This is a genomic window from Marinobacter mangrovi (assembly GCF_016798325.1).
In the GTDB taxonomy this organism is placed as follows: domain Bacteria; phylum Pseudomonadota; class Gammaproteobacteria; order Pseudomonadales; family Oleiphilaceae; genus Marinobacter_A; species Marinobacter_A mangrovi.
In genome coordinates this window covers 231,760-243,051 of record NZ_JAERVO010000008.1, presented here as the reverse complement: position 1 = coordinate 243,051, position 11,292 = coordinate 231,760, and the positions used below count along the sequence as shown (strand labels likewise).

At 62.6% G+C, this 11,292-nt stretch carries 11 protein-coding genes; 5 read left to right on the top strand and 6 right to left on the bottom strand.

The features are described 5' to 3' along the window. Window positions 1-284: 284 nt before the first annotated feature. The 3 genes from JL474_RS20375 to JL474_RS20365 all read left to right on the top strand — a co-directional run bounded on the left by JL474_RS20375 (window position 285) and on the right by JL474_RS20365 (window position 2,431). Complete coding sequence (locus tag JL474_RS20375) at window positions 285-1,046, top strand: hypothetical protein (protein ID WP_203143751.1); 762 nt, start codon at window positions 285-287, stop codon at window positions 1,044-1,046. Between the two features lie 172 nt (window positions 1,047-1,218). Continuing rightward, entirely contained in the window at window positions 1,219-2,097 is an 879-nt protein-coding gene (locus JL474_RS20370; protein ID WP_203143749.1) for a hypothetical protein, read from the top strand. Continuing rightward, window positions 2,087-2,431 (top strand): hypothetical protein, encoded by a 345-nt coding sequence (locus JL474_RS20365; protein ID WP_203143747.1) that lies wholly within the window; start codon window positions 2,087-2,089, stop codon window positions 2,429-2,431. Before JL474_RS20370 ends, JL474_RS20365 begins: the two co-directional genes overlap by 11 nt. A gap of 192 nt (window positions 2,432-2,623) precedes the next feature. Here the strand turns inward: JL474_RS20365 and JL474_RS20360 are convergent, their stop codons facing one another. Genes JL474_RS20360 through araD form a run of 6 tightly spaced genes read right to left on the bottom strand, consistent with a single transcriptional unit; the run spans window position 2,624 to window position 9,223 of the window. Beyond that, window positions 2,624-4,081: a patatin-like phospholipase family protein gene (locus tag JL474_RS20360; RefSeq protein ID WP_203143745.1), complete on the bottom strand. Its 1,458-nt coding sequence runs from the start codon at window positions 4,079-4,081 to the stop codon at window positions 2,624-2,626. Window positions 4,082-4,139: 58 nt separating this feature from the next. Further along, on the bottom strand, window positions 4,140-5,138 hold the full coding sequence (locus JL474_RS20355; protein WP_203143743.1) for an aldose 1-epimerase: 999 nt from the start codon (window positions 5,136-5,138) through the stop codon (window positions 4,140-4,142). A gap of 6 nt (window positions 5,139-5,144) precedes the next feature. Continuing rightward, window positions 5,145-5,780, bottom strand: coding sequence for a 2-dehydro-3-deoxy-6-phosphogalactonate aldolase (locus JL474_RS20350; protein ID WP_203143741.1), 636 nt, complete (start codon window positions 5,778-5,780; stop codon window positions 5,145-5,147). An 11-nt stretch (window positions 5,781-5,791) separates the two neighbouring features. After that, complete coding sequence (locus tag JL474_RS20345; protein WP_203143739.1) at window positions 5,792-6,733, bottom strand: 2-dehydro-3-deoxygalactonokinase; 942 nt, start codon at window positions 6,731-6,733, stop codon at window positions 5,792-5,794. Next, window positions 6,730-7,494, bottom strand: a complete 765-nt coding sequence (locus JL474_RS20340) for an SDR family NAD(P)-dependent oxidoreductase (protein WP_203143737.1) — start codon at window positions 7,492-7,494, stop codon at window positions 6,730-6,732. The genes JL474_RS20345 and JL474_RS20340 overlap by 4 nt, the downstream gene beginning before the upstream one ends. A gap of 1 nt (window position 7,495) precedes the next feature. Beyond that, the gene (gene araD, locus JL474_RS20335) at window positions 7,496-9,223 is read right to left on the bottom strand and encodes an L-arabinonate dehydratase (protein WP_203143735.1); all 1,728 of its coding nucleotides are present in this window, start codon (window positions 9,221-9,223) and stop codon (window positions 7,496-7,498) included. A 370-nt stretch (window positions 9,224-9,593) separates the two neighbouring features. Here araD and JL474_RS20330 point away from each other — a divergent pair, with 370 nt between their 5' ends. Together JL474_RS20330 and JL474_RS20325 are read left to right on the top strand one after the other, a co-directional pair. Then, entirely contained in the window at window positions 9,594-10,382 is a 789-nt protein-coding gene (locus JL474_RS20330; protein ID WP_203143733.1) for an IclR family transcriptional regulator, read from the top strand. Continuing rightward, window positions 10,379-11,266 (top strand): SMP-30/gluconolactonase/LRE family protein, encoded by an 888-nt coding sequence (locus tag JL474_RS20325; RefSeq protein ID WP_203143731.1) that lies wholly within the window; start codon window positions 10,379-10,381, stop codon window positions 11,264-11,266. The genes JL474_RS20330 and JL474_RS20325 overlap by 4 nt, the downstream gene beginning before the upstream one ends. The last annotated feature ends 26 nt before the right edge of the window (window positions 11,267-11,292 follow it).

Below are 11,292 nucleotides of genomic sequence, written 5' to 3'. Positions count from 1 at the left end.
CAGAGCATTGGGCCGTCATCTTGTCCGAGTGATCTGGCAGATGATGAAAACAGGTCGGGGATATGAGCTCAGAGATCGCCAGAGTGAGTAATCTGGCTTGAAAATCCTAGAGGGATGTTCAAGTCTTGTCTTTTGCCCTAAGAAAGCTTGATTGCGAAACCTAAGGCTCTAGCTTGCAAACCAATCCGAAGCAAACCTCCCGGCTCGATATGTCCTGTCGTCACACTGAAGTTTCCCGGATGTTCGCCGTTAAACAAAGTACAGCACCGGGAGAGACGACAGGGATGAAAATCGACTCGCTTACTTCACTGCTTGGACAGCCGTCCCGCTTTGACAACGGCAATGCTTGTGTCGAGAAAATCAGCGCCGACGAGTTATCGAGTACCCCTGAAGAAACCGCATCTGCGATTTACCGCAAAGACGATCCGGTACTCCCGTCCAACCACGGGCTCTACGATGTTCGAGCCGTCATCAACACCAACATCGAATCTCCTGAAGCCATGACGGCCCGCTACAATCGGGTGCAGGAGCTGTTCGGCTTTGAGATCGGTAAGCGCGCGGCTGATCTGGAGCTTGGCTACCGATCCGGTGTTGAAAGCCTGTCCGCCACGCTCAAAAGCAAGGACTGGGGATTCTCCATTCAGGATGGTGAGCTGACTGTTCTGGAGGGTTCCGATCCGCTGACGGACGGTGAGCGCGACAGGATAACGGATTCACTCAAGCGTGCCGGCGTTGAGTTTGCGGCGCAGTCCGTCGCGGACGCGGTTATCGAGATGATTGAACTGGAACGCGGACCGAACGGGCTCAGTCGCAGCATCGGCCGTTTCGACGTGAATCAACCGAACTTTGCCGACGTCGTGGATCTGCGATCGTTCATGGCGGATTACCAGCCCGGCGGCAAGTACGCCAGGGGATTGGTCGACCCATACGATATTGAAGGCCGCTATTTTGGGGCCGGTACCGGCATTATGGATCAGGTGGTCGATAAAGCCGAGGAGCGGTTTATCTATACCGGCGTCGAGGGAGAGGGCGCAGGTCCCCAATAGCGTAAGCCATTGGTGTTTCTCATCGTAGAGAGAACGAATCATTAGTCTGGGTGCAATATTGTCCTTTTGCCGACATATTTTGTTATCCATCCCTCGTTTTGGCAGCTAAAGGTAAGGTCTGGCCTGCATACTCCGAACTTCAGAAAGAGCTACGAACTAATGGAAGAAAATCATGCTTGAGTTTACGGAAGATCCGGAGTGGCAACGGAAGCGGGAGGCCGCTTGGGGGCCGATCGAGGACCATATTAAGGAAGGTTTGACACGGCGCCGCGTCAAGCAGTTCAAACAATATTTCCTGACAGGCCGTATACCGGACGGTGTACACATCACTCCGGCGAATGCGGTTGAGCATTTCCCTGTGCCGACTCTCGACGGCATACGGTACTGCTTGCAGAGCAATTACAGTCGTGGGGTTTCGGATGAAGAGTATGGGGTTTTGGTGAGACAGTTGTCCGTTAATGTCGACAAGATATACGGTATGTCGAGAAAGGACCAAATAGATCTGTTCACCTATGTAATGGGTGAACGTTTTCAAGGCGTGCAGGATTTTCCATTCACTATTGGCGGCGAAAAACGACAAAGGAAAATAAGATATGCGCCTGAAAAGCTATTGCGTTCGGCACATAGGAAAATAGAAGCGTGGTTGTTTGATGAGGGTGGTTTTTGTCAAGCTCCTTTTTGGGCAAGTCTCACCAAATATATGGGTTCCCTACTCCCTAATGTAGGAAAGGAGCATTTTCAATATAAACTATTTGTGTCGGGGAATTTAAAAAGTCCAAAGTCTGAACCGGAATTGATGCTGTCTATAACTTGCCCCATTCTTAGGTGGATGGAAAAAGCAAAAAAAGATACTGAAAATTGCCCGCTTGACGACGAAAAAAAGTCGTTCTTGGCTGATTTCCGGAAGGAGCTTAAAGCAGTGGAAAAGCTGCCTGGCGATCTAGAGAAAATCTGGCGGGAGATACAGATTCAGGAAGGTACAGTAACTCCGGGCGCTATTGAGAATTTTAGGAGAAGACTCAGGCAAAAAGGGGATCCCAATGGACAATAGAGTCCGAGTCGCTTTTAGATGCCGGCCAGACGACCAGAATGCCTGGAAGACCATCTTTACCGGTCTGTTCGAGCGCAATGAGATGGGAATGGCCTTTCAGGACCGCATGCTGGAACATTTTGGTGAGAAAGTAGATGCTCGGCTTGAAGAGGTGTTGGAGGCGTGGGGTGCCGACATGATGTACTTGGAAACCTGGGATCAAAATGGGGATTTCTTCTCATTCGAAATCCCCGCCATCGACGATGAGGAAGCTCTGATGGAAGATTTGCATTCCGTTTTTGTGTTGTGCCCCGTGTCTGAATTAGTAGTGGAGTATGTGCCGGACGGGGTGTAAGTCTTGCCTTTTGCCCTTGCCTCATTTTTACTCAATCGCATAGAGCGAAACGCTAGACTTGAACTCGCGCTTTCCGCTCTCACTGGACACTGGCCCAGCGTCGCATCTCTGCGCCTGCGTCCTTATTTCCCCTGGTGTGTCAGGGGAGTTGCTTTTCCCGAGTCGAAACGGCGGGTGGTGAACGTCAGTCGGTCACACGCCTCCGCTCAGCCCCGCCCGCTGCTTCAGCCGCGCAATACAATCCCGGAATGCCCGGCTCACCACGGTCTGGTCCCGCACCATCGCCATCTGTGGCCAGGTGGCCTGTTCCCCCAGTTGAATGTACATCGCCAGGTCTTCCTCGCTGGGGTTGGACAGTACCTTGCGATACAGCAGCGGCTTGAACGGGAACTGGATGTTGATGTCCCCTAAGTAAGACTGGGTGGCGAGCGCGTGGGCCTGCTCCACGTAGGGGCGGAGCATCGAGGGGGTGCCTACGTTGCGGGTCAGCTCCAGTATTGAGGCCACCTGGGCATGCACGAGTGTACCGGCCGCCTGGCGCATAGTGGCCGGCACGCCGCGATCGTGGTGGTGGCTGATGAACGGCAACACATGCGGGTTCGCCTGGCTGACGATGGTTTTGTTTACGTTGTGCAGACGGGCCATACGCATCATCGGCAGGTCGCCGTGGACGCTGCCGTCGATCCAGGTTTCGGTGGGCATGTAGTCGGTTTCGCCGTCCGCCGTCTGCTTATCGCGTCCGCGCAGGGTGACCGGCGGGTAGATGCCCGGCACCGCGCAGGAGGCCAGCACGGCGGAATCCACCATGACTTCCGGCGACGCCAGCTCGTTGAGCAGCCGGGGCTTTTGCCGGGTGCGGGTGGGCGAGACGGAGATGTTCAGGGTGCGGCCGCTGTGCAGGTACGCCTCCCGGAAGCTGTATCGCCCAACGTTGGCGCGGATGTGCGCCAGCAGCCGCTCGGGATCCATGGCGTGGCCCTGTTGCCAGATTCGGTCCGGCCGCAGCCAGTGCAGGGCGTCCCGGTTGACCTGTTCCGGGTGGCTGAAGAAGGTGGCCAGTTCCGAATCGTCCCGGGTGCAAATAGCAGCGGCGAGGATCGCGCCCATGCTGGAGCCGGCGATCACTGGCGGCAGCAGATCCTGCGACCACAGGGCCCGGGTCACACCGAAATGGTAGATGCCGAACGCCGCGCCGCCGCTGAGCATCAGCGCCGTGTTGCCGAAGACCCGCTCGGCGTTGCGGAACAGCTGCAGCTTCTCGGAGTCTGTCACCCCCGGCAGCGGGTTGTCGCACACGTACTGCATGCCCCGCTCGACTTCCTTCAGGAATTCCGTGACCAGATGCTTGGTGCCGGTGCGGGCGACGGCGTACAGGTCCGGGTTCGAGAGTTCGCCCAGGTGGCGGTACAGGCTTTCCTGCAACACGCGGGTCAGCGCGCGGGTGTCGCCGTCCAGGCGATGGGTTTTCAGCGCCTCCATATGCTCGCGGATCAACGCGCTGTGGAGCATCGGCGTGTCGTCTTCGGCCCGCCAGTCCAGCAACCCGTCCACATCGTCGAGTTCGGCGGCCGCCGCGTACCAGTCGTCGTAACAGGTCGCGTTGGCCATCTGTTGCTGGAGGGCTTTGCGGAATCGGGATTGGCGTATCATGCCGAATACCTTAGCTCAACCGGCCCACCTTGGGGAGGCATCGGGGATGACGGCCTGTTCAGGTTGGGTCCGGAACGATGCGGACTCGCGCGGACAGCGTGCGCTCGCGGCCTGGACCCAGCCGAATGGCGTTGGCCAGCTCCGGCCGGTTGAAGGCGTCGGGCATGAATTCGTTGGGCTCGATGGCCAGGCCGTCGTACTGACGGTGAGGCAGGCTGTGGCCGGTATAGACCTGCACCACGCCATGGGACTGGGCGAGTTCCAGGGTCAGACGAGTGGCCGGATCGTGCAGGCGGCTGCTGATCCAGCCCGGCTGCGCTGAACCCACAAAGCAGCGGTCGATTGCCTGGCCGTTGATATTCTGGCCTTCGCCGCTGAAGTCCGATTCGGTGCCGCTCAGATCGGTCACGCTGGCCGCGCCCGCTAAGGGAATCAGTCGCTCATCGGTGACGACGCCCTGGTGATAGGGCAGGGTCAGGTGGGCATCGCGAATGTCGTGCCCGCGGGTTTCCAGGTAGGGGTGCCAGCCCAGGCCGACCGGTGCGGAAACGGCGCCCTGGTTGGTGGCGATCAGGTCCAGTCGCAGGCCGTCCCGGGAGAGGGTGAAGCGGGCTTTCAGGGCGAGCTGGAACGGGTAGCCCGGAGCGTCGCCGGCCAGCAGCTTGTCGGTGGCCAGTTCCAGAATCGAACAGTTGTCATCGGCGGTTTCCCGAACCGGGTACCAGGCCGCATCCATGACCAGCCCGTGCAGGCTGTTGCCGTCCTTATCGCGCCTGGCAAAGGCGTGGGTCGCACCATCAAAGGTGTATTGCCCGCCCGCCAGCCGGTTGCTGTAGGGCGCGAGGATGGCGGAGCGGGCACCGGTCAGGGCCGTGAAATCGGCCGGATCATTGTAGCCGCCGAGTACGGACTCCGGCCCTTGCGCGGTGGGCAACGTCAGGCTCAGCAGCGTGGCACCGCGCAGGGCGATCTCGGCCCGGGCCGATCCGTCGTCGCTGGACAGAATCCGCGTGGGGTCATCGCCGAACTGGCCTTCCGTGATGTGGTAGCCCGCCATCGTTCTTCAGCCTCCAATCTGCCGCCAGGCGGCGACGTAGGCGTCGGCCCGCTCGCGTAGGGTGGCGGCGTCGAAGCCCGGCTTGTAGAGGCCCGAGCCCAGGCCGAATCCGCCGGCGCCGGCCACAGCCAGCTCCGCCAGGTTCTCCGGCGTCACGCCGCCGGTCGGCGCCACCAGCGTGCCTTTCGGCAGGACCGACAGCAGGGCCTTGATGCCTTGGGCGCCCACCAGTTCCGCGGGGAAAATCTTCAGTGATTCGGCACCGGCTTTCAGAGCCGCGAAGGCTTCGGTCGGCGTCATCACGCCGGGCAGCACGTCCATGCCGGCGGCCACACCGGCGCGGATCACTTCAGGGTCACCGTGGGGCATCACCTGCAGACGTCCGCCGGCCTGCTTGAGCCGTTCGACGTCCTCCACGCTCGTGACGGTGCCGGCGCCGATCAGGGCCTGGTCGCCAAAACGGTCGGCCAGCGCCGCAATGCTCTCGAACGGCGAGGGCGAGTTGAGCGGCACTTCGATCAGCCGGAAGCCGGCCTCGATCAGTTGTTCCACCAGGGGCACCGCTTCGTCCGGTTGGATGCCGCGCAGGATGGCGATCATGGGCAACTCGGCGCGATAGGTTTCAAAGGCTTGGCTGGGCATAGGCCACTCCGTCAGTTGGATTGGGGCAGCCCGGCGCGGGTTGCCAGTTGGTAGAGGCCGTGGGTGACCGCCTGGTCGCCGTCGATGCTGCGGCTGCTCTGGCCATGGCGTTCCAGGGCTTCGGCATACAGTGCCGTCAGGCGCGGATCGCCGATCAGGGTGACGTCGCTTTGCGGCTGTAGTGCTTCGACCATGGCGCGCACTTCGTCGCCGATCAGCAAGCCGGAGAGGTAAGCACTGGCGGTTTCCGGGAGCATGTCGCCCAGCAGCACTTCGGTGCGGGCGCTGAACAGGTGATGCATCAGGCCGCCAGGGCTACGGACGCGTTCCAGGCCTCGGCGAAAGGCTTTGGCGTCGTGTTCGCCCCCGGCAGCAAAGCGCCGCAGGATAGTGTGCTGGCGCAGGGCCGAGTAGGCGTCCCCGGTCATGCAGGTGCTGAACGACTGCACGGTACGGCCGCTCAGGCGGACCCACTTGGCGTGGGTGCCGGGCAGGCAGAGGATCTGCTCGCCCGTGGTGTCGGGATCGAGGGCACCGAGAATCTGGATTTCCTCGCCGCGCATGACGTCCGGGCTGTCGGCCACCGACTGACCGCGCAGGCCGGGCACAATGTAAGCCGGATTGGCCTCGCCCAGTGGTGTCACCCGGACCAGGCCGTCGGCGATGTCGTCGAGGCTGGCGGGGCAGGCGAGATAGGGCACTTCCACCAGACCGTCGGCACTGCCGATCATGCCGGCCATCAGCACCGGCACGCCCGGCAGGTGAGGCAGCCAGGGCGAGAGCAGTTCGGTCAACACCGCCGGAAACCCGTCCCGCTCCACGTGCAGGATGCCTTTCGGCGCCTGCAGGCGGTCGATAACGGTGCCGTCGGCGGCGAGCAGGGTGGCGCGGAAGTTACTGGTGCCCCAGTCGACGGCGATCAGGGCACCGGCCTTGAGATCGGCCGCCGTCATACCCGCCCTCCGTCGATGATGTGGCTCTGGCCGGTGATCAGCGCGCTGTCTTCGGCAGCCAGGAACAGGGTCAGGCGGGCGACATCCGCCGGATCGATCTTGGTCTTGAGGGCCTGTTGCTGCATCAGTTCCTGCTCGGCCTCATCGGTCAGCCACAGGTCCTTCTGGCGCTGGGTCATCACCCAGCCGGGCAGCACGGCGTTGACGCGGATGTTCTCCGGCCCCAGCTCCCGGGCCAGGCCCTTGGTCAGGCCGACGATGCCCGCCTTGGCGGTGACGTAGCCGGGGTAGCCGTCCAGGCCCAGCAGGTAGCTGTTGGAACTCATGTTGATGATGCTGCCGCCGCCGGCCTCGCGCATGGCGTCGCGCACCGCCTGGGTGGAGAAGAAATGCGGGCGCAGGTTGACCGACATGCCCTGGTCCCAGTACTCCGGCGAGACGTCTTCCAGCTTGTGGCGGTCGTCCCAGGCGGCGTTGTTGATCAACACACGGATCGGGCCCAACTGGTCCGCTACGGTGCGGATAGCAAACCGCAGGGCTTCGACGTCGCGGATGTCGCAGGGGACGAACAGCGGCTGGCTGGCGCGGTCGGCCAGTTGCTCGCTGAGGGCCTTGCCGGCGTCCTCGTCGATGTCGAGAAAGCCGACTCTGGCGCCCTGGTCGGCAAAGGCTTCCACCAGGGCGGCGCCGATGCCGGTGGCGCCGCCGATGATCAGGGCGACGCGGCCGGCCAGGCTCGGGTAGGTGGCGTATTGGGTCATATCAATGGGACTCCCGCGTCACGACGTGACCGCTGCTGCCCTTGAGGAAGTCCAGGTCCGCGCCTTCGTCCGCCTGCATCACGTGATCGATGTAGAGGCGGTAGTAGCCGCGTTTGTGGGGGGATTCGGGCGCTTCCCAGGCCTGCTGGCGGCGGGCCAGTTCCTCGTCGGAGATGTCCAGGTGCAGCTTGCGGGCTTCCACGTCCATCTCGATCCAGTCGCCGTTTTCCACCAGCGCCAGCGGGCCGCCTTCATTGGCTTCCGGCGAGATGTGCAGGACCACGGTGCCGAAGGCCGTGCCGCTCATGCGGGCGTCGGACAGGCGCACCATGTCGGTCACGCCTTTCTCCAACACCTTTGGTGGCAGCGGCATGTTGCCGACTTCCGGCATGCCGGGGTACCCCTTCGGACCGCAGCCCTTTAGGACGAGGATGGAGTTTTCGTCCACCTCGAGATTCGGGTCGTCGATGCGGGCCTTGAAGTCCTCGATGGTCTCGAACACCACCGCCTGGCCCCGGTGCTTGAGCAGGCCCTCGCTGGCGGCGGACGGTTTGATGATGGCGCCTTTCGGGCACAGGTTGCCTTTCAGCACGGCGATGCCGGCGGCCGGGCGCACCGGGTTGTCCATCGGGCGGATGACGTCGTCGTTGAAGCATTCCACCTGATCCAGCGCTTCACCGATGTGCTTGCCGGTGATGCTCGGGGCGTCCAGGTGCAGCTGATCCTGCAGGCGCTGGAGCACGACGGGCAGGCCGCCGTTGTAGTGGAAGTCTTCCATCAGGTATTGGCCGGATGGCATCAGGTTCACCAGCAGCGGCACCTCGCGACCGAGGCGGTCGAAGTCTTCCAGGTCCAGCTCCACACCCAGCCGGCCCGCAATCGCCAGCAGGTGGACCACGGCGTTGGTGGAGCCGCCGATCGCCGCGTTCACCTTGATGGCGTTCTCGAAGGCCTTGCGGGTGAGGACCTTGGAGATGGTCAGGTCTTCGTGGACCATCTCCACCATGCGCATGCCGGTCAGGTGGGCCAGCACCTTGCGGCGGGCGTCCACGGCGGGAATCGAGGCGTTCAGGGGCAGGGCCATGCCCATGGCTTCCATCAGCGAGGCCATGGTGGAGGCGGTGCCCATGGTCATGCAGGTGCCCGGGCTGCGGGACATACAGCCCTCGGCGTTGAGGAATTCCGGCAGGCTCATGGTGCCGGCGCGGACCTGCTCGCTGAACTTCCACACGTCGGTGCCAGAGCCGATGTCCTGGCCGCGATACTTGCCGCTCAGCATGGGGCCGGAGGAGATGACGGTGGTGGGCAAATCCACGCTGGCCGCACCCATCACCTGGCCCGGAGTGGTCTTGTCACAGCCGCCCAGCAGCACGACGCCGTCCAGCGGGTTGGCGCGGATGGATTCCTCCACGTCCATGCTCAGCAGGTTGCGGAACAGCATGGCGGTGGGGCGCATCTGGGTTTCGCCCAGGGACATGGCGGGGAATTCCAGCGGCACGCCACCGGCTTCCCAGACGCCTTTCTTGACGTGCTCGGCGATGTCCCGCAGGTGCGCGTTGCAGGGTGTGATTTCCGACCAGGTGTTGCAGATGCCGATGATCGGGCGACCGTCGAAGGCATGGTCCGGCAGCCCCTGGCTCTTCATCCAGCTGCGGTGGATAAAGCCGTCGCGGTCGTGTTTGCCATACCACTGCTGGCTGCGGAGCTTGCGGTTTTTGTGGTTACTCACTCGGTCTCTCCCGTGATGCGGTCGTGCCCCGCCATGGCTGTCCGAAGCGACGGCACGGCCATCCGGGTGGTCCGGACAGCCGGTTGGGCGCAAGAAGGCTTGATATCCCTTAAGGGTAGAAGAAAGGCAGGCATATGCCTTTAAGTTCCAATATATGGAACGAATGTTCCAATTATGGTTTAGTGTTATCTTCCGACCCGTTCTGTGTCAATACGGGGTGGCTTTATTCAGGTCATTTGACGCCAATGGCTACGCCTTGACCGGCACAATGCCGAAGGTCCATATTGCGGAACCATCATTTCCGGATATGGAACTTGGTGGTATAAACACGACACAATAGCGCCACAACAACAAAAGAGGTCCCTCATTCATGTCGTCGATCGATAAGGCGATCCAGGTCCTGGAGACTGTCTGCGACAACCCGGAAGCCATCCGGTTTACCGATCTGGTCGCCCGTCTCGGACTGCCCAAGTCCACCGCCCATCGCCTGCTCACCACGCTGCTGGATCACGGTCTGGTCCGTTATGACCGGGAAGATCAGCGTTATTCCCCCGGCTACCGCCTGCTGAGCATGGCCCAGCGGACCTGGGAGCGGCTGGATATTCCCAAGGTGGCGCGGGATCACATGCAGCGGCTGCTGCACGAGGCAGGGGAGACGGTCCATCTGGCGGCGGTGGACGGTCACGAGATCATCTACATCGACAAGCTGGAAAGTCCCAAGACGATCCGGCTGTATTCGGCGATCGGCAAACGGGGCCCCATGTACTGCACCGGCGTGGGCAAGGCCATCCTCGCCTACCTGCCCGAACAACAGCAGGAAGACGTCATCGCTCACACCGAGTTTGTCCGGCACACCGCCCACACCATTCCCGACGCCCGGGCCCTGCGCCAGGCGCTGGCGGACATCCGGGTGCGTGGCTGTGCGCTGGACATGGAAGAACACGAGGAAGGCGTGCGCTGCGTGGCGGCGCCCATCTTCAATTTCCGGGGCGAGGTGGTTGCCGGCATCAGCGTGACCTCGCTGGCGTCCCGCATGAGCACCACCCGTCTGCAGGACCTGCAGTCGCTGCTGCTGGAAGTCGCCCGGGACATCTCCCGGGAACTGGGCTACCTGCAACCCACCGACCACAGCCGTCCCGGCGGCCAGGAGACGTCATGAATTTCGAACCCCTGCTGGAGGATCGTTTTGCGCTGGGCGAAGGCCCCCACTGGGACGCGGCACGGAACGAACTGCTCTGGGTCGACATCGTTGGGCGCCGGGCGTTTGCCTATGGGCCGGACGACGCCACCCCGCGCAACTGGGGCTTTGAGGAGACGGTCAGCGCCATCGTGCCGCGGTCCAATGGTCACTACCTGGTGGCCGCCGGGCGTGGGGTCTACGACCTGGACCCCGCGGACGGCCATCTGACCGCTGTGGCCGAACCGGCAGCGGAGCCGCCCGAAAACCGCACCAACGAGGCCCGCGTGGATCCCCGTGGCCGCTTCTGGATGGCCTCCATGCAGCAGAACATCGGCCCCGACGGGGAGAACATCCCGGTGCGCCAGAGCAGCGGCCTGCTGTGGTGCATCGACACGGACGGCAGCGTCCGGCAGGTGGCATCCGGCGTCGGCATCAGCAACAGCCTGGTGTGGAGCCCGGATGAAACCCGCATGTACTTCGCCGACACGCTCCAGGGCGTGATCTGGCAATACGACTGGGAGGCCGACACCGGCGCCGCCCGCAACCGCCGCGTGTTTGCGGCGACCGAGGGCTACGGCAATCCGGACGGCTCGGCCATGGACGAGGACGGCTGCCTGTGGAACGCCCGCTGGGGCGCAGGCTGCCTGATCCGTTATCGGCCCGACGGCGAGATCGACCGGATCGTCGAAGTGCCCGCGCGCTGCCCCAGCAGCTGCGTGTTCGGCGGTCCGGATCGCAAAACGCTCTACGTCACCACCGCCCACGCGGAATTGACGCCATCGGAACGTGGGCCGCTGGACGGCGCGCTGCTGGTGGCCGAGACCGATGTGGTTGGCCAGGCGTGTACAGCCTTTAAAGGCTGATGTTTCCGAACGTGCGACGGGACGGA